This window comes from Litoribacter populi, assembly GCF_007483685.1.
Taxonomy (GTDB): domain Bacteria; phylum Bacteroidota; class Bacteroidia; order Cytophagales; family Cyclobacteriaceae; genus Litoribacter; species Litoribacter populi.
Genome location: NZ_VMKN01000001.1, coordinates 252854 through 278021, shown reverse-complemented (window position 1 = coordinate 278021; position 25168 = coordinate 252854). Strand labels below are relative to the sequence as shown.

General features: G+C 42.6%; 23 protein-coding genes and 1 tRNA gene. 12 read left to right on the top strand and 12 right to left on the bottom strand.

The window, feature by feature from the left end:
• Positions 1-30 precede the first annotated feature (30 nt).
• Positions 31-555, bottom strand: a complete 525-nt coding sequence (locus tag FPL27_RS01270) for a GNAT family N-acetyltransferase (protein WP_143959361.1) — start codon at positions 553-555, stop codon at positions 31-33.
• Between the two features lie 82 nt (positions 556-637).
• Complete coding sequence (prfA, locus tag FPL27_RS01265) at positions 638-1714, bottom strand: peptide chain release factor 1 (protein ID WP_143959360.1); 1077 nt, start codon at positions 1712-1714, stop codon at positions 638-640.
• A 291-nt stretch (positions 1715-2005) separates the two neighbouring features.
• Here prfA and FPL27_RS01260 point away from each other — a divergent pair, with 291 nt between their 5' ends.
• Positions 2006-2662 (top strand): Tll0287-like domain-containing protein, encoded by a 657-nt coding sequence (locus FPL27_RS01260; protein WP_143959359.1) that lies wholly within the window; start codon positions 2006-2008, stop codon positions 2660-2662.
• Positions 2663-2673: 11 nt separating this feature from the next.
• Positions 2674-2883, top strand: a complete 210-nt coding sequence (locus FPL27_RS01255) for a PspC domain-containing protein (RefSeq protein ID WP_185974259.1) — start codon at positions 2674-2676, stop codon at positions 2881-2883.
• On the opposite strand, the gene FPL27_RS01250 is transcribed toward FPL27_RS01255, so the two are convergent.
• Together FPL27_RS01250 and FPL27_RS01245 are read right to left on the bottom strand one after the other, a co-directional pair.
• Entirely contained in the window at positions 2880-3791 is a 912-nt protein-coding gene (locus tag FPL27_RS01250) for an AEC family transporter (protein WP_143959357.1), read from the bottom strand. The two genes, FPL27_RS01255 and FPL27_RS01250, sit on opposite strands and share 4 nt — an antisense overlap.
• Complete coding sequence (locus tag FPL27_RS01245) at positions 3775-5349, bottom strand: FAD/NAD(P)-binding protein (RefSeq protein WP_221936576.1); 1575 nt, start codon at positions 5347-5349, stop codon at positions 3775-3777. Before FPL27_RS01245 ends, FPL27_RS01250 begins: the two co-directional genes overlap by 17 nt.
• 100 nt (positions 5350-5449) lie before the next feature.
• Between FPL27_RS01245 and FPL27_RS01240 the strand changes: the two genes are divergently transcribed.
• From FPL27_RS01240 to FPL27_RS01220, 5 genes are all read left to right on the top strand, one after another.
• Positions 5450-7978, top strand: a complete 2529-nt coding sequence (locus FPL27_RS01240) for a M14 family metallopeptidase (RefSeq protein ID WP_143959356.1) — start codon at positions 5450-5452, stop codon at positions 7976-7978.
• A gap of 192 nt (positions 7979-8170) precedes the next feature.
• Positions 8171-8245: transfer RNA gene (locus tag FPL27_RS01235), tRNA-Val, on the top strand.
• Between the two features lie 141 nt (positions 8246-8386).
• Positions 8387-9532, top strand: coding sequence for an ATP-binding protein (locus FPL27_RS01230; protein WP_143959355.1), 1146 nt, complete (start codon positions 8387-8389; stop codon positions 9530-9532).
• Entirely contained in the window at positions 9529-10101 is a 573-nt protein-coding gene (locus FPL27_RS01225) for a DNA-3-methyladenine glycosylase I (RefSeq protein ID WP_143959354.1), read from the top strand. Before FPL27_RS01230 ends, FPL27_RS01225 begins: the two co-directional genes overlap by 4 nt.
• 68 nt (positions 10102-10169) lie before the next feature.
• Positions 10170-11303 carry a DUF4249 family protein gene (locus tag FPL27_RS01220; protein ID WP_143959353.1) on the top strand — a complete coding sequence of 378 codons (1134 nt, stop codon included), beginning with the start codon at positions 10170-10172 and terminating at the stop codon, positions 11301-11303.
• A gap of 2 nt (positions 11304-11305) precedes the next feature.
• On the opposite strand, the gene FPL27_RS01215 is transcribed toward FPL27_RS01220, so the two are convergent.
• The 3 genes from FPL27_RS01215 to FPL27_RS01210 all read right to left on the bottom strand — a co-directional run bounded on the left by FPL27_RS01215 (position 11306) and on the right by FPL27_RS01210 (position 14221).
• Entirely contained in the window at positions 11306-12469 is a 1164-nt protein-coding gene (locus FPL27_RS01215; protein WP_143959352.1) for a hypothetical protein, read from the bottom strand.
• Positions 12470-12559: 90 nt separating this feature from the next.
• Positions 12560-13066, bottom strand: a complete 507-nt coding sequence (locus FPL27_RS20185; protein WP_317129418.1) for an amidase family protein — start codon at positions 13064-13066, stop codon at positions 12560-12562.
• 6 nt (positions 13067-13072) lie between these two features.
• Positions 13073-14221 (bottom strand): amidase, encoded by a 1149-nt coding sequence (locus FPL27_RS01210; RefSeq protein ID WP_317129417.1) that lies wholly within the window; start codon positions 14219-14221, stop codon positions 13073-13075.
• A gap of 156 nt (positions 14222-14377) precedes the next feature.
• Between FPL27_RS01210 and FPL27_RS01205 the strand changes: the two genes are divergently transcribed.
• A complete protein-coding gene (locus FPL27_RS01205; RefSeq protein WP_143959351.1) occupies positions 14378-14809 on the top strand; it encodes a hypothetical protein in 432 nt (143 codons plus the stop codon).
• 380 nt (positions 14810-15189) lie between these two features.
• Here FPL27_RS01205 and FPL27_RS01200 read toward each other — a convergent pair whose 3' ends face one another.
• The 3 genes from FPL27_RS01200 to FPL27_RS01190 form a co-directional block, all read right to left on the bottom strand.
• Entirely contained in the window at positions 15190-15615 is a 426-nt protein-coding gene (locus FPL27_RS01200) for a hypothetical protein (RefSeq protein ID WP_143959350.1), read from the bottom strand.
• A gap of 502 nt (positions 15616-16117) precedes the next feature.
• Positions 16118-16429 (bottom strand): hypothetical protein, encoded by a 312-nt coding sequence (locus FPL27_RS01195; RefSeq protein ID WP_143959349.1) that lies wholly within the window; start codon positions 16427-16429, stop codon positions 16118-16120.
• Positions 16430-16453: 24 nt separating this feature from the next.
• Positions 16454-16768, bottom strand: coding sequence for a hypothetical protein (locus tag FPL27_RS01190; protein ID WP_143959348.1), 315 nt, complete (start codon positions 16766-16768; stop codon positions 16454-16456).
• Between the two features lie 283 nt (positions 16769-17051).
• Between FPL27_RS01190 and polA the strand changes: the two genes are divergently transcribed.
• From polA to FPL27_RS01170, 4 genes are all read left to right on the top strand, one after another.
• The gene (gene polA / locus FPL27_RS01185; protein ID WP_143959347.1) at positions 17052-19856 is read left to right on the top strand and encodes a DNA polymerase I; all 2805 of its coding nucleotides are present in this window, start codon (positions 17052-17054) and stop codon (positions 19854-19856) included.
• Positions 19857-20245: 389 nt separating this feature from the next.
• Positions 20246-21619 (top strand): DNA repair protein RadA, encoded by a 1374-nt coding sequence (gene radA, locus FPL27_RS01180; RefSeq protein WP_143959346.1) that lies wholly within the window; start codon positions 20246-20248, stop codon positions 21617-21619.
• 263 nt (positions 21620-21882) lie between these two features.
• On the top strand, positions 21883-22113 hold the full coding sequence (locus FPL27_RS01175; RefSeq protein WP_143959345.1) for a hypothetical protein: 231 nt from the start codon (positions 21883-21885) through the stop codon (positions 22111-22113).
• Positions 22114-22120: 7 nt separating this feature from the next.
• Positions 22121-22543 carry a secondary thiamine-phosphate synthase enzyme YjbQ gene (locus FPL27_RS01170; protein ID WP_143959344.1) on the top strand — a complete coding sequence of 141 codons (423 nt, stop codon included), beginning with the start codon at positions 22121-22123 and terminating at the stop codon, positions 22541-22543.
• 158 nt (positions 22544-22701) lie between these two features.
• Here the strand turns inward: FPL27_RS01170 and FPL27_RS01165 are convergent, their stop codons facing one another.
• Positions 22702-23283, bottom strand: coding sequence for a hypothetical protein (locus tag FPL27_RS01165; protein ID WP_143959343.1), 582 nt, complete (start codon positions 23281-23283; stop codon positions 22702-22704).
• A 334-nt stretch (positions 23284-23617) separates the two neighbouring features.
• Complete coding sequence (locus tag FPL27_RS01160; RefSeq protein ID WP_235893351.1) at positions 23618-25153, bottom strand: RagB/SusD family nutrient uptake outer membrane protein; 1536 nt, start codon at positions 25151-25153, stop codon at positions 23618-23620.
• Between the last annotated feature and the right edge of the window lie 15 nt (positions 25154-25168).

Genomic DNA, 25168 nt, shown 5'->3' with positions numbered 1-25168 from the left:
AGCAAGCCCTTTTTATTTTATTAAAGAAATCTATTCAGTTTCGCGCAATCGCACGTATTGAAAAAGATCCCCCATTGTACCGTTTTTAATGAAAGCATTTTTCAATATCGCCTCGGCTTGATACCCTGCTTTTTCCAGCACCCTCATGGATGCTACGTTGAAATCGTAGGTCTGTGAGAAAACTCTTTGAACGTCAAATTTATTGAATAGGTGATTGGTAAAAATCTTTACCGCCTCGGTGGCTATACCTTTTCCCCAGAAGGGTTCCCCTATCCAAAAACCAATTTCCATGTTGGGCCTCAGCTCATCCTTGCCCCTTTCAGACCCTATCGAGCCAACCAGTTGGCCATCAAGCTCAATGGCAAAATTCTGAGGAGGGTTGAATTTTTGATTATATTCTATCCAATGCCGCGCATCATGAATGGTATAAGGTTGGGGGTAACTGTCCCTTAGATTTTTGGCAATCTTTGGATTATTGGCTAATGGATAAAGTTTATGAAAATGCGTGTCTTTCCAAGTTGTCAAACTGACCCCATTTTCTCCGGTAAGTCTCATATAGTAAGTGTAAGGTTGGTTTACAAAGTTCTATTGAAATAACGGAAAGGGGCTTCAATCCTTATCAATTCCGCCAAGTTTATCAGTCTTCCATTCCTCCGCCTTTCATCTTTTCAGCATTTTCCGCAAAACGAAGGGCGGATATGAATTCTTCAATATTTCCGTCCATTATGTCCGGAAGGTTATACACAGTTTTATTGATCCTATGATCGGTCACTCTACTCTGGCTATAATTATAAGTTCGGATCTTATCCGAGCGGTCCCCACTTCCTACCATTGACCTCCTTTGAGCACCTACAGTCTCATTATGCTTTGCCAGCTCTATCTCATATATCCTAGAACGAAGCACCTTCAAGGCCTTCTCAAAGTTTTTGATCTGGGATTTCTGATCCTGACAGGTTACTACTAATCCCGACGGAATGTGGGTAAGTCTTACCGCCGAATAGGTGGTATTTACCGACTGTCCACCTGGACCTGAGGAGCAGAATGTATCTTTCCTTACATCATTAAGATCAATGGTGACATCCACCTCTTCCATCTCCGGCAACACAGCTACTGAGGCCGCCGAAGTATGTACTCGTCCCTGAGTTTCGGTCGCTGGAACCCGCTGCACCCGGTGCACTCCAGATTCATATTTCAACATACCGTACACATCGGCACCCGTCACGGTGCTGATTATTTCCTTATAACCTCCAGAAGAGCCAAATGTTAGATCAAGAACCGTTAGATTCCAACCTTGCTTCTCGCAAAACCTTTCATACATCCGAAAAAGATCCCCTGCAAAAATAGCTGCCTCATCTCCTCCAGTACCACCACGAATTTCAAGAATACAGTCCTTGGAATCATTAGGGTCCTTTGGAATTAGCATCTGCTTAAGCTCTTTTTCTAACTCCACCTCGCGGTTTTTCAAATCGTCAAGCTCGGCTTTGGCCATTTCCCTGAAATCAGGGTCCTTTTCTTTATCCAGCATCTCCTTGGAACTTTTGATGTTATCCAACACAAGTTTATACTCGTCATAGACCTCTACCACCTTTTCCAGATCCTTGTACTCCTTGCTCAACTTGGTATATTTGCTCATATCAGACATGGCATCCGGTTGAATGATCAATTGACCCACTTCTTCAAATCGCTCTTTTATCGCTGCTAATTTATCAAGCATGTTTTCTGTAGTTTGAACTTGCAAAATTAAGAAAATAAGTCGTATAGCGAAGGCATCAAAAAGAATCTAGATGCGCAATTCTGAGCTTTGGAGATTATCCCTTATCTTTAATTAAAGAAATGCAGCACAATTTACTAGTTAACGACAAAACCTGACAGATTCTTGGTCAGTACCTACATTGGCCCGTGTTTCGGTCTTCGGTCTTCATTCTTCGGACTACCTGATCTAATCAAAGGAAAATTGTCTACTGGCATCATTGTCGATTATAACATTTAAGATTTGACTCATATCATGAAAAAAGAAATATACCTTTTGCTATTCGCATTTGTCGTTGCCACAGCCTGTGATGACAATCGACGCATAGATAGACAGGAGTATGAAAGCGGCAGAAAGGACAGGGAGGTCAAAAAAATAAACGAAGCCGACGTAACTAGAAAAGCCTATGAAATGGGTGATGAAATCAGCACCGCTGCCCAGCAGGAACTCATGGCAACCCTTACTAAGGCAATCGAGGAAAAAGGCGTGGAAGGCGCTGTAGAATTCTGCAATCTTGAGGCGCTCCCTCTTTTGGAAAATGTGGGGCAAAAATATAACGCAACCATACGAAGGGTCTCCAATCGATATCGAAATCCTAATGATCAGCCAGATTCGGATGAAGATATGATTCTCTCAGCTTATGAATATAATATGGAGAATGACATCAAAAGCGAACCCAATATTCAGAAAATCGACAATGACCAAGTGCTTTTATACACAAAAGCTATCACCATTCCTGGCCAGCTTTGCCTAAATTGCCATGGAGAGCCCGGAAAAGATATAGCTCCGGAAGTAATGGCTAAAATAAACCAACTTTACCCGGACGACAAGGCCACTGGACACGCTGAAGGGGATCTCCGAGGAATGTGGAGCATACGCCTACCCAAAAAAGAAGTCATTAGAAACCTTTAACTATATCAATCATGAGACAAAGACTAACCAGATCAATAAATGAAAGAATGATAGCCGGTGTATGTGGCGGAATCGCCCAATATATAGGCTGGGACCCCACCACAGTCCGTATTGCTTATATTCTGATCTCTATAATTAGTGCCGCTTTCCCGGGAATTCTGGTTTATGTAATCCTTTGGATAGTAATGCCAGAAGAGGAGTTTCCTTGGAGACAGCATTAAAAAAACTGGATGGCTATGCTGATCAAAATCAAGCTCACAGCCATCGAGTAAAGTACCAATAGCCCCGATTCCTTCTCCTTGCTCCCCAAAAATGAGGCAAACACAGTAATGTTAGCTGCTATGGGGAACAAGGGAATCAAGGCCAGTAGTTGTCTATCTTCCTCATCCAAGATGTCGAAAAGGGTATATTCCAAGACTAGTATACCCGCCATAATAGCAACCCCCGCCACAGTGCGCAACACCATGAACTTATTTAGGTATTTCCAGTCAATCCCTTTAATTTTTAAGTTACTGACATTCATACCTATAATCATCATTCCAGCTGCGGAAACGATATAACTAAACACATCTGTTATCGGCTCCACTTCATCAGGGGGCTCTACAGCAAAGATTTTTAGAATCACAGCAATTATAAAAGCATAAAGGAAAGGTACCTTTAACGTTTTGAGAATTGACTCCTTTGTACCATTTTTAGATTTTGAAACTTGATAATAACCTATTAAGTCTCCATAAAGCGCCGTACCCACATAAATGGTGATTAAGGTAGTAACCCCCTGTTCTCCAAAGAGAGCCAATACAGTCGGGATACCAAAAAAAGCTACGTTGAAAAAGGAAAAAGAACTTTTGACTAAATAGGGATTCTCTTCCGTGGCAAAGGTCTTATTCGCCAACATGGCAGGAAGATTCATAAGCAAGGCTAATGAAAAAGACATTATCGGCAACACCATAATGGTATTTTCCTCAGCTTCGAGCACGTGGTTGATTACCAATACAGGCATCAAAAGGTAAATGAGGGGAGTGGTGATGTATTTTTTTGGAACCCATTCTTTTTTACTCAGCCAATATCCAACAGGAAGAAATAACAAGTACGGGGCAATACCGCCCAAAAACTCAGCAATTTTCTCCATATCGGGCTTTAAATAAAATATCCTGGCAAAGGGAAGCTATGGATTTCACATTATACCATACCGCATTCACATCCAACATCATCCCATTGAGCAAGTGTCCGGTAGCATAGATCCCGGAGACCTTAGACCTATTGATAGCCTCCAAAGTTAGCTCGTTAACCAAAATACCCCCAGAGGAATAAGGATGGATGAGTTCCTTTTTCAAAATATTCTCAGTTAGCTCACAATCCATATCCTTAACTTTAGATGGGCTTCCTGTGGCATTTATAAGGTTATCCACAGTCTTTTGCCCATTTTCGCCATATTCCACGACAAAATTATCCTCATTAGGTGTTACCTTTCCAATTTCAGCATGGATTTCCAACACCCCTTTATCCATCAGCTCCTTCAATCTCTTGGCATTACTCAATGGCATGCCATGTCGATTTACACCCCAATGTGGCCCTAACCATTTTTTAAACTTACTCTTTTCCTCTTCAGACAGCCAACTCCAAAGTTTAGACGCGTCATACCTTAGAGAATAGGCTATATTTAAAATAGAATCCCCTCCATTTTCCGCCAACTCAATATCGCGATCAAGATAATAGCCAGCTTTCTTCCCAACTCTATCTTGGTTTTGCCAATCGATCGGACCTTTCTCCACATTTTCTACATCCCGCATAAAAAGCCTAAACAGCTCCTTAACCTTTGGTGCCCGGAAATGCTTTCTTTTGATCATATGGACATTTTTCAAAGTTAGATAGGAACGCTCTACATCAATATTTTCTATCGGCTGAACCCTAGGCAACATACCTTCCGGACTGAATAAGGTGATTTTTCCTTCATGTCCATGGTCCATCAAGGCCACCACCGCATCAATAGAACTTAAGCTAGTTCCCAAAATTCCTACATGGGCCTTCTTGTCGATTTTCTCCAACATCTTATGAGCGGGCCAAGGCGAATTGATAAAATGAGAATAAGGTTGGAATTCCCTGAAATTAGTGGCTTCAGGATTGCCTAAGGCAAGAATCACATAATCACTTTCAACAGGATCACCCTCCTTAAGCTTTACCAGGAATCTACCCTCCTCCGCATCTATATCGTAAGCTTGATCGCATACCAGATTCACTGTCATGCCTGTAGATTTAGCTTTTTTGAGATGAGAAACAAACTGCTCGTGAAGATAATCCCCATACAGAATTCGAGAGGTATAGGCATGGTCAATATCTCCATTTTCTTCTTCAACTCTACCCCGAGTACGATAAGCATTATCATTCAGCCATTCACTAAAATGCTCCACCTCATCAGCAAAAATCCCCATCAACTCGGCTTGCGTGTTGAGCAAATGGCTCTTCTCGGTAGTGCCAAAGGCCAGTCCATACCCCACTTTCTTGGATTTTTCCACAATGGTAATGCTGAGCTGATCCTGCAGGCCCTGAGTGCTTATCTGTACAAATAACTCAATAAACGCCGCAACGCCACAGGCACCCCCGCCGATGATGCATATGTTTTTCATGATTGGATAGGTTTTGGTAATCTTCTTAACCCTTTCCACCCATTCATGTTTATTTTCTCCCATTTTATTGCCTGATTTTATGATTACTGGTTTGATTGCCTTATGGAAAGCAGTTATCTTGTGCTGATTTTCTGGCAGATGACCAGCATTTATTTCCATTCCTATGAAAAAAGCTTTACTGATACTTTCACTCCTTATTCTACAAGTCGGCGTTTTTGCTCAGACAAAATCCCCCTCTGAATTTTTAGGTTATGAATTAGGCGAAAGGTTTACCCCCCACCATAAAATTGTCGCCTATTTTGAGCATGTGGCGGAGCAAAATGAAAACATGGAAGTCCACCTTTATGGGGAAACTTATGAGTTAAGACCCTTAATTGTAGCTTTTATCTCATCAGCTGAAAATATCCAAAACAAAGAACAAATCCGCGAAGACAATCTTCGTCGGACAGGTATGCTAGAAGGAAGTCCTTCTTCAAAAGTTGCCATAAACTGGTTAAGTTACAACGTCCATGGGAACGAGGCTGTCTCCTCAGAGGCTACCATGAAAACACTTTTTGAACTGGTTAACCCTGAAAACGAAAAGACAAAAGCTTGGTTAGAAAACACTATGGTGATCATGGATCCCTGCATCAACCCGGACGGGAGAGACCGCTATGCGCAGTGGTATAATCAAAAGATGAACAAGCGCATGCAGCCCGACCCTCAATCCATAGAGCATAACGAACCCTGGCCAGGTGGAAGACCCAACCATTACCTTTTTGACCTGAACAGAGACTGGGCATGGCAAACACAAACAGAATCACAGGCGCGCATCGCTCTATACAACCAATGGATGCCACATGTACATACTGACTTCCACGAGCAAAGCATCGACTCTCCCTATTATTTCCCCCCAGCGGCAGAGCCTTTGCACAAGCAGCTTTCTCCCTTTCAGCATGAATTTCAAAACATGGTGGGGAGAAACATTGCCAAATATTTTGACCAGGAAAGCTGGTTTTACTTCACTAAAGAGCGGTTTGACATCCTTTACCCCAGCTATGGGGATAGCTATCCAATGTACAATGGCGCAATAGGCATGACCATTGAACAGGGTGGATCTGGTAGAGCTGGAATCGGCGTATTGACCGCTGAAGGGGACACGCTTACGTTGAAAGATAGAATTTCCCACCATCATACCACCGGTTTGGCTATTTTGGAGGTGACTTCTGAAAATGTGGATAAAGTGCTTTCATCCTTTCAGAATTACTTTTCCGACAGTAAATCTGCCCCTGCAGGTAAATACAAAAGCTTTGTCATAAAGAATGTGGATAACCAATCAAATGGAGCCAAACTTCTTGAATTGCTGGATAAAAACGGCATACAGTATGGCAGGGGAAGCAGTCGGGGAAGCCTGAAAGGCTATCATTATAGAAGTGGCGAAGAGCAGTCTTTTACCCTCGGTGAAAATGACATTCTTATCAGTTCAGACCAACCCAAGTCCATCTTGACTCAAATTCTCTTTGAGCCCAATCCAACATTGGCTGACAGTATAACATATGATATTACCAGTTGGGCGATGCCATACGCCTACGGACTGGATGCTTATGCACTGGAGACCAATATAAATGTTGCCGGCACCTTTGAAAAATCAGCATTTGTGAAAAATGAGCAATCTGGTGAACCATTAGCCTATATTGCACCCTGGAATAACACTACCCATGCGGCATTCCTTTCTGCTCTATTAAATGAAAAAATAAGGGTACGCAATACCGGTTATGAATTCGAAATCGGAGAAAACAAATATCCTGCTGGCTCATTGTTGATAACGAGAAGAGGTAATGAAACCAAGAGGGATTTTGATGAAAAGGTAATCGAATTGGCCAACAAACACGAGGTCAAACTCTCCACCACCCAAACCGGTTTTGTGGATAAAGGCAAGGACTTCGGCTCTCCCCACGTCCACTATATCAAACCTCCAAAAGTTGCCTTAGTAGGTGGAAAAGGCACCTCTTCACTCAATTATGGAGAAATATGGCACTTCTTCGAACAGGAACTTGATTATCCGTTAGTCACTTTGGAAAAGGAACAGCTGGAAGACGCAGACCTTTCTTCCTATACCGTGCTCTTACTTCCAGCAGGAAGCTACAACCCTAAGGAAGAAAAGCTGACCAAAAAACTTCAGGAATGGATAAAGAATGGCGGCAAGCTGATAGCCATGGAAAGCGCCTTAAAGCTTTTTGCTGATCAAGAGGGTTTTGGGTTGAAAAGTTATGCCACTGAGGAAGAGAAGAAAAAATGGGAGGAGAAAACTAAACAGTGGGAAAAAGAAGCCCAGACCTTTCCATTCCAAGAGGCAGAACGCAGAGCCATTTCCGACAACATTACCGGAGCTGTCTATGAAGTGAAGATGGACAAAACTCATCCCCTTTCTTACGGTCTAGGTGACACCTATTATACCTTGAAAAACAATAACAATAGATACGCCTATCTTCAGAAAGGGCAAAATGTTGGAGTGATTACTGGCACGGAAAGCCACCGTACGGGATTTGTAGGGTATAAAGCCAAGGAAAAAATTGCTGAATCCCTTGTGATCGGGACCGAAAAAATCGGCAAAGGTCAAATAATATACTTTGTGGATAATCCAAGTTTCCGTAACTTCTGGCAGAATGGAAAATTGATCTTGGCCAACGCTATATTTTCACCAATTCAATAAATACCTTCCAAATTCGGTCTCCCGTGTTACCACCTAATTTTACTTGATACGTTTTGCAAGCTATTCAATTTTTATCCGCGAAGCAGCCTTTATGGAACTTCTTTTAAACCCTGACTGCCGTCGGGCAGGTTTGTGTCCTTTGCCTGCCCGCCGAGGCGGGTGACCCATTTGAACACCGTCTTCCCTCTTCCAGGGCCCTTAGCTCAGTTGGTTTAGAGCGCTGCTTTGACAGAGCAGAGGTCATCGGTTCGATTCCGTTAGGACCCACTTTCTTTTATCATGAAAATCGTAACTCTCACTTTCGTTTTTCATGGATAATTTCATATTTTTACCATGAAAATCGTAACTCCCAGTTTCGTTTTTCATGGATAATAATTACCTTTATATGAAAACCTAATAACATTTTTCATGGTAAAGGTACGCTCCATATTGACTTCCTTGACAGAATACCTGTCCATTTTTCCTGCTGTAGGTATTCTGGGACCAAGACAAGTTGGTAAAACCACCCTTGTTAAGAATTTGGAATTGCCAAAACCGGTCATCTATTTGGATATTGAAAAGGCCAGTGACCGGGCAAAGCTTGCTGATCCCGAATTGTTTTTAAAACAACATTTGGATAAAACCGTCATCTTGGATGAAATCCAGTTTATGCCTGAATTATTTGCAGAACTACGGAGCCTTATAGATGAAGAAAAAGTTCCTGCACGGTTTATTTTGCTAGGTTCAGCATCTCCTGATCTAATCAGAACCAGCGCGGATTCACTTGCCGGCAGGATTGGGTACTTGGAGCTTTCTCCTTTTACGGTTATGGAAACTGATGATGTGGAAATCCTTTGGCTAAGGGGAGGGTTTCCTCTTTCAACGTTTGCAAACAATGACCGCAACAGTTTTATATGGAGGGAAAACTTTATTAAAACCTATATTGAAAGGGACTTAGGACTTTTGGGACTTAATACCGATCCGAGATTAGTGGAAAAGTTTTGGACCATAATAGCCCATAATCAGGGCAGTACATGGAATGGGGACAACATTGCCAAATCTTTGGGAGTGACCCGGCCTACTGTTAGCCGTTATTTAGAGTTTCTCGAAGGATCCTTTATGATACGAGTACTCCAACCATATCATAATAATATTAAGAAAAGGCTGGTAAAAAGCCCCAAAATATACATTCGGGATAGTGGAATTCTTCATGCCTTGGCCAGTATCAAAAGTCAAGATGAGCTGTCTATGCACTTGCTGACCGGTGCCTCATGGGAAGGTTTTGTCATTGAGCAGATCATAAATACCTTGGGGGAAGCTTATCATTATTATTATTATCGAACTCACCAAGGCAGTGAATGTGATCTGATGTTGGTAAAAGGTAATAAAGTCGTGGCTGCGGTCGAGATAAAAAATACATTGGCACCCAAAATCACGAAAGGATTCCGGATTAGTATGGAAGACCTCAAGGCTGAGGCCGGTATTGTCATTTCCAGAAGCCCGGATGACTTCCCCTTGGATAAAGACATTCAAGTGATGAGTTTGGTTAGTTTCATAAACAGGTTCAAGTTATGACAGTAAACAGATGCCCATGGTGCCTAGGCTTTGAGCAGTATATCCGCTACCATGACGAGGAGTGGGGCGTTCCAGTGTATGATGACCAGGTCCATTTTGAATTTCTGGTGCTGGAATCTGCACAGGCAGGCTTGAGCTGGTCCACTATCCTCAAAAAAAGGGAGGGATACAGACAGGCCTTTGCAGGATTCGATTATAAAGAAGTAGCCAAGTACACTAAGTCAAACGTAGAAGAGCTTCTCCAAAACCCTGGCATTGTTCGAAACCGACTAAAAATAGAGGCAGCTATCAACAATGCTCAACGATTTATGAAGGTCCAAGAGGAGTTTGGGAGCTTTTCAAACTATATTTGGGGATTTGTGAACAACCAAGTTATCCACAATTCTTGGAAAAATCTCAGTGAAGTACCTGCCACCAGCTCTGCATCGGACTCTCTGGCTAAAGACATGAAAAAGCGAGGATTCAAGTTTTTGGGTTCCACCACACTTTATGCCCACCTGCAGGCCACCGGATTGGTCAATGACCATTTGGTGAGCTGCTTTAGGTATAATCCACAGAAGGCTCCTTAGACAGAAACTTCATAAGGCTTCGTATTCTATCAATTAATTTTTTAATTTAAATTTTTAACCGTCTGACCATGAAACATATTTCCGCAAAGATTATTTATTTTCTTGTTGCTTTTTCCTTCAGTGCATGTATTGACGAAGTCCCTATCCAGATGGACCAATGGGAGAAAAAACTTGTGGTGGACGGATGGCTTTCAAATGATCCAAATTTAACCTACATAAAAGTATATTACGCCCAACCATTCCAATCGGGTCAATTCAACAGAAACATAACTACCCCAAGCATTTCCAAGATTTACGTAGAATCAGAAACAGGTGGTGAAGAAATCGAATTTGAGTTTGTGGAGCAACTGGCAAGCGGAAGCGGTAGGTTTCTTCCGAAAGACACATTTGAGTTCCGGTATGAGGAAAAATATAGACTTAATTTTTTCCTTGAAGACAACTCCCATTACCAATCCCCTTGGCAGAATGTGGTTCAGCCCCCAAATATTTCGGAAGTCAAGGAGGAGGTAGGTACCAAACTGGAGTTCCGCCAGCCAGTTTTCGGTGCCCCTTTTCCTCAAAATGTAGTTTCAGTTGACATCAATGCGGTCTTTGAACAACAGGAAAATGGCCCTGCGGGATATTATTTTAAGACATCAGGAATTGAGGAAGTCTACACCCGGTCTAATTGTGAATATTGTGTTTGCACATGCTATATCCATTATGATATTTTGAATACACAAATCAATATAGTTGAGCACCCTGAAAACCTAAGCGAAGCCACCGGAACCATCACAACCCTTCCCATGACCCGACTAGGAAAATTCTTTTTGGAAGTGGGTGCATATGGGCTTAATGAGGAACAAACAAAATTAATGCAGCAGATATACACCCAACAAAGTAATACAGGCACAATTTTCGACCCAATGCCCTTCAGGATCCAAGGAAATATCCGTAATCTAGATGATGATAATGAGGAGGTCTTAGGAACATTTTCTACAGCTTCATTCACTGAAGGGAGTATGATAGTAGACCGTCTTCGGCTTTATGAAACCAACAGAGGTTTTGATTATACACAAGAAGCACTTCCTGAGGTAGGCATTCATTGCCTCGAGTACTTCCAGGATGAAGCGACCATTTATGTACCAGAACAATTCCAAGGTGAAAACTTCCTGGGGCAGCCTGTAGCACTTGATGTCTGCCAGTGGCCGTATCCTTTATAGATTTACCCTTCCCTCTCCTTTAATTCGTAAATATAATAGCATTGATAATCCTTCTCAAAGTCATGAATTTCTGCTTGATCTGCATATTGTAAAAATCTGTTTTCACCGACATTTAAAATCAGTTTCCCTGGTCGCTCCCAAGCGATAGGTGGAGCGACGGTCTTCCCATCCTCAATGGGATAATAATATAGCTTTCGGGAATTTTTTATGGCATCCAAATTTTCAGGTGTAGGTTTTTCCCAGTAAACTTCCGGGTCAGCACCGGTCTGATACTCCACAATAAACTTGTCACCCTTTCCTAGTATGTTTTTGAATGCCCCCCCAAGGCTAGCATTTTCAGAACGATGCTGCTTCACAGTGGTATAGGAAGCTTGACTCATGGGCACATCTAAGATATTATCAGGGCTCAGTCGATTAAAACTGATCTTGTTAGCAGCTTCAAAGCCCTTTCTAGGGTCAAGTTGATATAATACAGAATCCCCAGAGAAAATCGCACTGATATAGTTGGAATTTTTGTCCGAAAAATAAACGGGTTTATCCATAAAGGGAAAGAACCTGCCATGAGTAAGCTTGCTGCTCTGGTCCAATTTGCCTCCTTTGGTGACCTCTCCTGTTAAAGGATTAACGAGGTGGGCAAGGTTCAACGTATCATAGTAATCTTCTGGATAAGGTTGCAAATAACTATCGCTCAAGTTCGCAACTGCCATTACCTGCCCATCCATCGAGTAGGTGCTCAGAAAATCCAGTGTAAAATGGATCAGTTTGACCCTGGACTCTTGTGTGAAGGGAAACTTCCTCAGCTGTTTGAGATCCAAGTCATACATGAATATCGTCTGGTCGCTGACAAACATGATTTCATCTCCTACAAAGCCAGCACGGTGCAATACTAGCCCAAACGCATCAGGGCCTTCACTCAGGAAGTTTTCAGCAACTTTTTCCCCCCCCGAATTAATTAGGCTATATTTACCCTCCATACTTAATTTTTTAACCGTCAGGTAGAGTTCCTTGTCATGATCATAGTCCAAAATTATTAAAGTTTCCAGTTCATCAAAAACCAAAGAATCCACTAGAACAAACTCCATTTCCCGACTGCCATCATCATTTGTAGCATACTTGCAAGAGGAAAGCAAAAAGACAGCAAATGTTAAAAGAAAAGTAATACGCATGGCTTTAGAGATTTAATCCTTAAACCTAAAAAATTAATAATAAAAACCCAACACCTGCCGGATTTTAAACATGGCAGGTATTTTTTAGTCTTACTTCTCTCCAAATAGCGGAGGCCTTTTTTTATTCCACTCTGTAATTTCCTGATATGCTTTACCCAGCATAATCAGCTTTTCTTCATCAAACAGGTTAGCTAAAAAGGTAATCGAGGTAGGACTGCCATTTTCCCCAAACCCATTCGGCAGACATAACGCCGGATGGCCAGTTAAATTAGTTATCAACAATTGATTGCCGCCGTAGGTTGGGGTTACGATTACATCATAATCACTGAAGAGTTTGTGCATTTCCTCTATTAATACTGCCCTTTGCCTGCTTGCTTGAATATATTCCACGGCCGGAATGAATCTAGCCGCCCTGAACAAGTTTGGCCAAGCGTTCTTATGCTGGGCCACCAAAAGGTCATCTTGATTTTCCCTTGTAAGTTCATCAAAAGCCGCAGCACCCTCTGCCATCAACATAATACTCATCCCGGAGGGATCCACGCTCGTCTTCAGCTCCACAGGATGCAGTTCCACTCCAAGACCTTTCAAATCCTCCAAAACCTGTCAATCATTTTCATGCGCATTTTCGAAATACTTATCAAAATACCCAACTCGAAGATCTTTAAACGATTTTTCTGAATCGTAATTAAAGGCCGCCTGTATGGTACTCCTATCCTTTTCATCACGACCATTAATAGCAGCCAAAACGATCGCATTATCTTCCGCTGTTCTGCTTATGGGACCTACTTTATCCATTGTCCAAGAAAGGGCCATGGCCCCGTGCCGGCTTACCCTGCCAAATGTAGGCCTCAGACCTGTGACTCCATTTCTAGTAGATGGCGACACAATAGAACCTAACGTCTCTGTGCCAATAGCGAATGGAATCAAACCTGCACTAACCGCCGAAGCTGAGCCTGCCGATGATCCACTGGCTCCTTGCTCTAGATTCCAAGGGTTTTTGGTAACCCCGCCGTACCACACATCTCCCATGGCTAAGGCTCCCAAAGTGAATTTGGCCAAGAGAACTCCGCCTGATTCATTAAGCTTATCCACAATTGTAGCGGTTTCTTCTATCTCCTGATCTTTAAATGGCATGGCTCCCCAAGTTGTCTTTGTGTCCTTCACAGCAAAAAGATCCTTTACCCCATACGGAATCCCATGCAAGGGGCCTCTGTAATTTCCAGCTTGGATTTCTTTGTCCATCGCTCTTGCCCGCTCCAAAGCCTCCTCTTCAAGAAGACTTATCAACAATTGCAGAGTATCTCCATGAGTTTTAATTCTTTCCAAATATAGCAAAGTCAATTTTTCCGAAGTGATTATACCATTTTTGATCCATGTGGATAAAGTGCTCACCGGCGCGTAAGCAATGTCTATATCATTGATATCCAGTATACTTTTTTCTACAAAACCCCATTGGATTGGTAGTTGGTCAGTTGATGGGTGGAAACTGCTCGGTAAGGGATCAAACGTTAAAACAGGAGCTATATCATTTGGTAGAGAGTATTTGCGAAGTGATTCATAGCTGCTTCGCTGGCGTTCAAGATTGCCGATCATGCTGTCTTTTTCTGCCGGACTGAATGCAATTCCAATTATACTTTCGGCATGAGAAACAGTTTCACTTGAAATCTTCTCATAATTTTTTCCCAACATAAAACCCAATCCCAGAAAGCCCAAGCCTCCTATACAAATGATCGATAAAACCCTGTTTTTCATTTTTTTAAAATTATGGTTAATAGTAATCAGCCAGTCCCCTATAAAATTTCTGCAGATAGTTTGTAATTTGCAGCTTACTGTCTGCGCTGGATAAATATAGTATTAATTACCAAATAACGAACTCGGTTTTATACGGGTGAAAAGTTGAAAAACCTTATGGAGAAAGCATCATTTCCTCAATATAGCATGACTATGCGAGGCATTGTATTGATTACGGGTATGTATACGGTGGCCTGGGGAGCCTTTTTCAAATGGTTTGGGGTAGCACTCACCGGCTGGCTGGCCATGAGTCCTGGGCAAGACCTAGGCATCAGCACCAATTTTTATGGAAGCCTAGGCTTGATTGTAGGTACGTTGATATTTCTCTCCGGCTTCTATCCGATCAACTGGAAATGGCTTACAGTCATCGGCATTGTGGGAAAAGCCATAATGGCCATCTGGTTTGCTGTGACCTTCATCGAAGTCCTTGGCTGGAACAAGCGTACAGGCTTCCACCTATTCTTCAACGAACTCCTTTGGCTCATTCCTTTGACCATTTCATTTCTTAAAGCGAGGAAGGTGGAGAAGTATTTGAATACTAAGTACTAGGTACAACAAAGAATTTAATTTTTTATGTATATCCGCAATTGCACCAGTAAGTCGATAAAACCTGCCGAATTCTTGGTCTGATACTAAATGGCCCCTTACTTCAGTCATCGGTCTTCCGTCTTCGGCCCAAAAGCAAAGGGGAATTGGCTACTGGCATCATTGCGGATAATCACGTAATTTTTTACCTCTTTGTGCCCTTCTTTGCCTTTGTGCCCTTCGTGCCCTTTTTCTCCACGAAGTTAAACTTGGACTTTTTTTAAAAACTTTGTGCGCCATAGTGACTCACTTTCACCGCAACTTTGTGACCCATTCAATTTTTACAAAAAAATTCCCCAGGCCTACTGGCCCAGGGAATTCATATTCCCTAGCAACGCAAATTATTATCTTCCTCCTCTACCGGATCTCACTGCTCCACCACCGGTACTTCTGGTACTTCTGGCAGGAGCGGCAGTCCTGGTTTGAGTTCTAGGAGCCGCCTGTCTTACATTGTTGTTGGTTCTGGTGTTTACCCTAGCATTCCTAGCATTGTTCTGCTGTCTGTTTTGGGTAGCTTGAACCCGTCGGGCTTCCCTCCTAGCATTATTTTTGGGTGCTACCTGTTGGTTACCACCTTTATTTATGATTACAGGTCTTCTGTCCTGAACGATTACTGTGTTCCCATACATTCCTGGATGTCCATGGTAATAAACATTATCATAATACCCATAACCATATCCGCCACCTCCTGCGATCCGAGCTGAACCTGTACAAGATGACATCAAAGCGGCTCCAAATACTGCGAATAATATATACATTAACTTTTTCATGGCTTCCTCCTTTTTAGTTGGTTGTCTACCCTTACTAACGAGAATATTAGGCCAGAGATGCCGCTATTGGATGCATTTAACACCTTTTAAGACTAATCATATTTCATTAACAGTTTTAAACAAATAATATTCTTTAAAAAATACTTTACACCAGCTATTAACACTTAAACCACTGAATTCTTAAACCCTCAAAAAAATCCATAATTCCCAAATTAATAGCATAAAAGGGTTATTACTTCCACAAATTGGGGAATATTTAGAATGATTTAGATAAAATATTAGATTTTTTTGATTTGGATGAATTTTTGTAAATAGTAATTCATTTGAATCCGCGAAGTGGCCTTTCCCGATCCGCGAAAAGCTCCTCGGGACAAGTGTGCAACTTCTTTAAACTTGGTGCCCTTTGCCTGCCCGCCGAGGCGGGTGGCCCATTTATTCTAGAACACAAAAAAACCGACCAATCTCTTGGCCGGTTATTCATATCTAAAACATTTGGAAACTCTTAGGCAAATATCAGGATCAAAATTAAAATAAGGATAATTGCACCGACGGAAATATAAACTCCACCGGAAAGTTGCTTAGCCTCTTTGTTAAGCTCCTTCAATTCCTTCTTGATCCCTTTTTTCTCAGCTTTGGACATATCTCCAAAGTCCATAGCTTTGATTTCATCCACACGGTTTTCAATTTCGCTTAACCTTTCTTTCTCCTCTGCGGTCAACTCGAGCTTTTCCTTCTCTTTATTGTCAGCCGCAAAAGCCGGAGCAAAGGCCGTAAATAACATCATCAGTGATAATAAATATGCGATCTTTTTCATAAGTATATGGATTAAAAGTGGTTATTAGGTTAGTAGAATCAATAATAACAAGATAATGATAATGGCACCTACGGAAATATAAACACCCCCGGAAAGCTGCTTGGCTTCCTTGTTCATCTCCTTCAACTCTTTCCTCACATCTTTACGTTCCTCTTTGGACATGTCCGAGAAATCCATCGCTTTGATTTCTTCCACCCTGTCCTCTATTTCAACAAGTCTTTCTTTCTCTGCAGCAGTCATTTCCTTCTTTTCTTTATCTTTAGTAGGAGCCCCTACAGCAGCTGGCACAAATGCCGTCATTAAAAACAAAACTGATAAAAAATATGCTATCTTTTTCATGGTGATTAGGTTTTTTATAAATATAAAATGCAGAAAATACATTGTTTATTAATATTTAGGGTAAGTTTCAATAATCAGACCACTTCCAGATTTCGTTCTTATTTTTTTTAACTTTTCTTAAAATATTTTCACAAACCACTCACATACAAACAATAAGAGCAACCTCAAAATTTCACTTCAGATTTCTCTGTTCAATAATCCCCAAGGCGAGCACTATATTTCCCCATTCAATTTCGTAAATTAGCCCACCGAACATTCCATCACCAATCCGAAAAACATAAATATGTCTCAAAAAGACGGAAAGAAACTATTTCTACTGGATGCTATGGCTTTAATATACCGAGCCCATTTCGCGTTTAGCAAAAACCCCCGAATCAACTCCAAAGGGCTCAATACAGGCATCATGCTGGGTTTTACCAATACCCTGCTGGAGGTGTTGGAAAAGGAAAAGCCCTCCCATATGGCTGTAGCTTTCGATACCAAAGCACCTACTTTTCGCCATGAACAGTTTGAAGCCTATAAGGCAAACAGACTTGAGCAACCTGAGGACATCGAGGTAGGGATTCCCTGGGTAAAGGAAATCGTACAGGGATTCAATATACCTGTGCTGGAACTAGACGGATATGAGGCGGATGACATTATCGGTACCATTGCCAAAAAAGCGGAATACAAAAGCTTTGAGGTATACATGATGACCCCCGACAAGGATTACGGACAGCTTGTCGAGGATCACATCTTCTTATATAAGCCCTCATTCATGGGCAACTCTGTAGAAATCCTCGGTCCTAAAGAGGTCTGCGCTAAATGGGACATTGAAAACCCAGACCAAGTGAGAGACATCCTTGGCCTGATGGGCGATAGCGTGGATAACATCCCAGGAATTCCCGGAATCGGAGCCAAAACCGCCACCAAATTACTGAAGCTTTACGGAACTGTAGAAGAGCTCCTAAATAATACCGACCAACTGAAAGGCAAGCAAAAGGAAAATGTAATCAACTTTGGCCAGCAGGGCCTGCTTTCCAAGGAACTGGCTACCATTAATCAGGAAGTCCCTATTGAATTCAATCCTGAGGAATATACCTATGATGGCCCAAATGAAGAAAAGCTGAAAGCTTTATTCGCCGAACTAGAATTCAGGACGCTCAGCAAAAGAGTGTTTGGTGAAGGCCTCAAAAAACCCCAAATCAATGTAAATGAACAGCTAGGCCTGTTCACTGGTCAGGAAGAACCAAAAGAAGAGGAGAAAGAAAGCGCACCTGTACAGCCAAAATTGATACAAACGCTGGAAACATCCGTTCACAGCTACCACCTCATCCAAACCGAAGAGGAGATAAGGGAGCTGCTTCCCTACCTGGAGGCCCAAGAAGAACTTTGCTTTGATACAGAAACCACCTCACTGAATCCAAATGCTGCGGAACTGGTAGGGCTTTCTTTTGCCTATGTGAGCCAGGAGGCTTTTTACATTGCTATACCTTCAGATCAGGAGAAAGCCAAGTCTATATTGGAGCTTCTAATACCAATTTTTGAAAATGAGAAGATCACCAAGATAGGGCAGAATGTCAAATATGACCTTTTGGTGTTGAAAAATTATGGTTTGGAACTAAAGGGGCCAATTTACGACACCATGCTAGCCCACTACCTCATTGATCCGGAGGGTAGACATTCCATGGACTGGCTGGCAGAGCTTTACCTTAATTATAAACCCGTCTCTATCACTACCCTGATCGGGAAAAAGGGAAAAAATCAAGGCAACATGCGGGATGTGGAGCCAAAACTGATAGCAGATTATGCGGCTGAAGATGCAGATATAACCTTGCAGTTAAAGCATGTCTTGGATCCCAAAATCAAGGAAAACAAGCTGGAAAACCTTCTTTATGACGTTGAAGTGCCCTTAATCGGCGTTTTGGCTGCTATGGAATTTGAAGGAATCCGCATAGATACGGAGAGCCTGGCCGAACTTTCCAAGGAGCTGGAACAGGAAAGCAAGACGATTGAGAAAAAGGTATACGAAATTGCAGGGGAGGAATTCAACCTTGCTTCTCCAAAACAGCTGGGGGACATACTTTTCAACAAAATGAACCTTGATCCCAAGGCTAAGAAAACCAAAACCGGCCAGTATGCTACCGGTGAGGAAGTACTTAGCAAACTGGCCAATGAACACGAAATAGCACAGGCTATTTTGGATTACCGCCAGCTGGTAAAACTTAAGTCCACCTATGTGGATGCCCTACCTGCTCTAATTAACGAAAAAACTGGCAGGATACATACTTCATACAACCAGACAGTAACTGCTACAGGTAGACTTTCTTCTACCAACCCAAACCTGCAAAACATCCCTATCCGAACGGAAAGGGGGCGTGAAATCCGTAAGGCTTTTGTTCCAAGAGATGAAAATTATGTGATTTTAGCGGCTGATTACTCTCAGATCGAACTCAGGATCATGGCATCTTTTGCCAAAGATGAATCCATGATTGAGGCGTTTAGACTCGGCAGGGATATTCACGCCACCACCGGGGCCAAGATCTTCAAGGTGCCATTGGAAGACGTTACCTCCGATATGCGGCGAAAGGCCAAAACAGCAAACTTTGGGATCATTTACGGTATTTCAGCCTTTGGACTCAGCCAGCGACTGAACATCCCAAGAGGTGAAGCCAGCGATATCATCAAAGCCTACTTCGAGGAATTTCCAGCGGTGAAGAAATATATGGATGCAAGTATAGAGAAGGCCAGAAAACATGAGTATGTAGAGACCATTTTGGGAAGAAGGCGCTACCTACGGGACATCAACAGTAGAAACGCTACCATGAGGAATTTCGCTGAAAGGAACGCCATCAATGCCCCAATTCAAGGTAGTGCAGCCGATATGATCAAGGTCGCCATGGTACATGTGCATAACTGGATGCAAGAAAACAACCTCAAATCCAAAATGCTACTCCAAGTACACGATGAACTTGTATTCGATGCCCACAAGGATGAAGTTGAACTACTAAAGAAGCACATCCCTGAACTCATGTCCAACGCCGTCACCATCGAAGTCCCGCTGGAAGTAGAGACCGGGATAGGAAAGGATTGGTTGGAAGCGCATTAGTTTTGGGTACTAAGTACAAAGTACTAGGTACAAAGTACTAGGTACAAAGTACATCGGAGGATCACCGCTTTTATATGCCACTTGAAAGGTTCACCCAGCGAAATCGCTGAAACGAGACCTCTCCCTCCGCAAAAGCTACAGTCGAGGAGACGAAAAAGAGTGTCGAAGCTCTGTGAAACTCAGTGACCCAATCTAACTGGCTATTCTATTTAACTTAAAAACTTTGTGCTACTTCGTGACCATTTTAATTTCACATCCCCCCCGCCCCCTTCGAAGGGGGAGTTGATCCCGGTGTGAATCTGTGATATCTGTGTTAAATTAACTTTCGACAAAAACTTTGTGCTACTTCGTGCCAAACTTTGTGCCCTTGGTGACCCTATTTAAAGCTTATGCCTAAAACCAAAACAACCTTTTTCTGCCAAAACTGCGGATCGCAATCCCCTAAATGGGTAGGCAAATGCCCGGCATGCGGGGAGTGGAATACTTACGTGGAAGAAGTTATCCACAAAGAGGAAAACGGTCGGGGCAACTGGAAACAGGATGCCTCCAAACTAAAGAGAGCTACTGTTCCCAAAAAACTACATGAAGTTAATTTTGAGGCCCAGCCTCGGGTTGTCACCCAGGATGCCGAACTTAACCGTGTCTTAGGTGGGGGAATTGTACCGGGCAGCCTTGTCCTTATAGGTGGTGAGCCCGGGATCGGCAAGTCCACCCTTATGCTACAGATCGCCCTTACCCTTGTAAATCACAAGATATTATATGTCTCGGGTGAAGAAAGCGAATCCCAGATTAAAATGAGGGCTGACCGTATGCCTTTCAAATCTGAAAATTGCTTCGTGCTCTCTGAAACCAATACCCAGCAGATCTTCCAACAGGTAGAGAACCTAAAACCTGACATGTTGGTCATTGATTCCATACAGACCCTGTACAGCAGCCACGTGGAATCAGCAGCCGGTTCCGTCAGCCAAGTGCGGGAATGCACCAGTGAACTGATGAAGTTTGCCAAGGAGACAGGGACTCCGGTATTTTTGGTGGGCCACATTACAAAGGATGGTAGCATAGCAGGCCCTAAAGTACTCGAACATATGGTAGACACGGTCCTTCAGTTCGAAGGAGACCGCCACATGTCTTACCGTATCCTGCGCACTTCCAAAAACAGGTTTGGTTCCACACACGAACTCGGCATTTATGAAATGCGCGCCGAAGGTTTAAGAGAGATATCCAATCCTTCAGAAATCTTGATTTCCCAACGTGAGGAGCAACTCAATGGCGTGGCCATAGGTGCTATGCTGGAAGGCAATAGGCCATTGTTGATAGAAATACAGTCATTGGTAAGCCCGGCCACATACGGCACCCCCCAAAGAAGCAGCACAGGTCATGATTCAAAGCGTTTGAATATGCTTTTAGCTGTTTTGGAGAAACGAGGAGGAATGAGATTGGGACAGCAGGATGTGTTTTTAAATGTGGCTGGGGGCTTAAAGGTTGACGATCCGGCCTTGGACTTGGCCGTATGTGCATCACTTATCTCAAGCTATGAGGACAGCCCTGTTAGCCATCAAATCTGTTTTGCTGGGGAAGTAGGCCTCGGAGGTGAGATTAGAGCCGTAAATCGAATCGAAAGCCGTATCGCCGAAGCAGCCAAACTCGGTTTTAAAAAAATAATAGTTTCCAAATATGCCATCAAAGGCCTCGACCTCGCCAAATTTGACATCCAAGTCATCTCGGTAAGCAAGTTGGAAGAAATGTACCAGGAAATAGTTTAAGGGGTTATCATCCCTGCGGGATTGGTTATGGTTGATGGTTTATGGCTTAAGGTTTATGGTTTAAGGCTTATGGTTTTATAAGCTTTAATCTTTAAACCTTAAGCCAAATTCCGCCGTGGCTTGAAATCATCCGCGAAGAGATCATTTACGGCGTTATACTTAGTAATTGATACTTGGTATTTTGTGCAAAAGTTAAAAAACATTCCTTCTGAATAACAGGTTATTATCTTATCCATTTATTAACCCAAAGTAACAATTAAACCATGGATATAGCTGCAAGAAAATTAACCATAGTTCAGAGACTACTCGAGATCGATGATGAAGAAATTATCCACAATTTAGAAGATTTGCTCAATAACCTACTCAGTCCGTTGGACCCGTATAGTCCAAAAGAAATTAAAAGGGTTGCCGAGGAAGTGGAAAGATTATGTAAGAAAGGAGAATGGTTTACCACACAGGAAATACTGAATTATCTGACCCTGAAGAACAAGTAACCTGCTGATGAAATTTTACCAAGAAACTTTAACCCTACCCTCTTTTTCAAGAGGGTTTCATCTTATTACAGACCAAGTTGTTCATAACTTCAAGGAAATTCGAAATATTGAAGCGGGAATGCTCCAAATCTTCCTTAAACATACCTCTGCGGGCCTTACCATAAATGAAAATGCCGCCTCAGATGTTAGAAAAGATTTCGAAACCTTTATAAATGACCTGATTCCCGAGACTTACCCACACTTTATCCACACAGTCGAGGGCCCCGACGATATGCCCGCCCATATCAAAACCGCCTTCTTCGGAAACTCACTTTCCATCCCCATCACCAACGGCCAACTCAACCTCGGCACCTGGCAAGGAATCTACCTCTGCGAATTCCGAAATCGAGGAGGAAATAGGAAGCTGGTGTTATCGGCGTTTGGGAGTTAGAAATCAAAATAACCGCAGAGGACCAGAGGGCGCAGAGGAAAAAACCTAATCTATCCCTACACGGTTATCTCCACTTCGTACTACATCCCGTGTTTATCCCGTGTTTATCGCGTGTTTAACCCATGATATAGTTAGGCATACTTAGTATCTCGTACTTCCTACTCATGTCCCCAAGGAGCATCTGGCGTATCCACCTCAGTAGTCAGATCAAATTTAACCGAGAAATGGCTGTCTCTTTCTACTCTTCTGAGGTTGTAGCTGAAGTTTTCTTCGTCTAGGGTTACCCACCATACATTTGAAGAAGCATAAGGAATTAAATCTGTGGTTTCCTGATCAGCAGGGAAGAACTGCATCTTACCGTTTCCGGTGCTGGTGCTGGTACCGCCGTACATGGTTACTCTGTCAGGACTTCCGTCTTCGTGACGGTGATCATGCTTCAATTCGATCGTCCCATCTTCCATTTTGGTGAAAACCCAGGTTCTGGACCTATCATCTCCTACGAAGAAAGGAACCTTAATCACATTATCCCCGCATTCTCTTACATGCATCACTAACTTTTTACCGGCAAACGTATCATTGGTAGCCTCCGACGCTAATTCACCTTCATAAGCTTTACCACAATGAGCCTTCAAGTTCTCCCAGAAAGTCTCAGATCCCGGAGTTCTTGGTTCTTGATTAGTATCCTGTGCAAACACCTGCACTGTAGCCATCATCATAATGGCAAGAAACATTTTTTTCATAAACTAATTTAAATTTTCCTTTTAAAATATTTTACTTCACAAAGACGCTTTCGTGCCCTTGTTTTCCTTATTGTCCTTTTCCTGCACGCCGCGGCGGGTGACCCCTTTTTAACCGCGTAGAAGCCTTTCCCGATCCGCTTCGCTACTCGCGACAAGCTGTGCACCTTATTTTTCTTCGTGTCCTTCGTGGCCATTTACCTCCGCGAAGAGGACTCTGAGAAACTCAGTTTTGAACTCTGAGCAACTCTGCCTGGCCGCCGTGGCGGGTGTCCCATTTTTCAACATAAAAAAAGGCGGCCAATTGACCGCCTTTTTTATTATATGCTTACTCTGATTAGTAACCAGGGTTTTGCTCAATTGGAGCAGAAGCATTGTTCAAGATCTCTTCTTGAGGAACTGGCCACACAAATAGGTTGCTTGAGTATTCCAAAGCGTGATCCAAGGTAATCTCCTCATCTCCAGTATAGAAATCAATACTATTTACAGATCTAGAGGCAGCTTTTTGAGGGATACCTGGGATTCTACCCTCACCAGCTAACCTGTGGATATCTGGGAATCTTCTACCTTCAGCCAAGAACTCAATTCTTCTTTCCTGAATAATAGCGTCGATTACCTCTTCAACTCCACCTAAACCTGCGGCAGTGTAAGAAGCACCAGCAGGTACAGCTCTATCTCTTACTTGATTCAATAAAGAAACAGCTTCACCAGTGTTACCTAGTCTTGCATGAGCTTCAGCAGCTGAAAGTACAACCTCAGCAAAACGCTGAATCACAGTTGGATCAGAGAAAGTAGTATTGTCAACATATTTGTTGGTAAAGATCCCTAGGTCACCAACTGTAACCATTCCATCTTCTTCTCCCAATACACTTCTTCGTGAATCATTCTCTAACCAGAAGTCCTGAGTCCAAATAACTGGGCTGATCTTAACCAAACCTCTGGCACCCAAATCAGGGCTGCCGTACATATTTGGAAGAGCACCATTTACACCGGCATTTGAGGCATCTGTATTCTCAAAAGAGAAAATATTATCAGATGACGTCCCTCCTCGGAATGGAGTCAATGGATCCTCAGTTACTGCAAGTTCACCAGCAAGTTTGGTATACTCATCAATTACACCCTGCCAATCTTGCATGTGAAGCTTAACTCTTGATTTAAGACCAATAGCTGCTTGGCTTCTGGCACGGAAAGCGTTACCTGAAGTTGGTAGAAGCTCTTCAGCCTCATCCAAATCAGCTAATAATTGTTGGTAAACACTTTCAACAGTACCTCTGCCTACAGCTTCACCATCCTGAACTTTTGATACATCATTGATGGCAAAAGTTCTGTAAGGGATACCCATAGAAGAAGGGTTGTCAGAATAAGGTCTGGCAAAGAACACTACTAATTCATGGTGAGCTAAAGCTCTTAAGTAAAGAGCTTCTCCACGGAAGGTATTTCTTTCAGCTTCAGTCAATACTCCATCAGCAAGCGCCTGATCCAGATTCTCAATCACAATATTGGCTCTGTTGATCATTCTGTATAGAGAGATCCATTGACCATTATTGTTAGCTGATTGAGGTGTGTGACCATTGATATAGGTAATTTCATAGAACAACTGATCGTTGTACATATCCTCACCTCTCATGTCACCTTGCTGGGTAGATGCAGCACCAAAAGGATAACCTCTTTGTACTGATCCGAGATAGAAACCTCTCTGGGCAGCTTCGTAGATACCCAATACTGCTGCGTTGATTCTGCTGGCATCAGTAAATGCTTCCTCATCTGGGATTATTGTAGCCGGCTGCAAATCGGTGACCTCACAAGAGGACATACCCACCATAGCCAAAGCTATAAAAGCAGTCTTTATTTTATATGAAAATTTATTTGTCATTTTTATGCTTTTTAT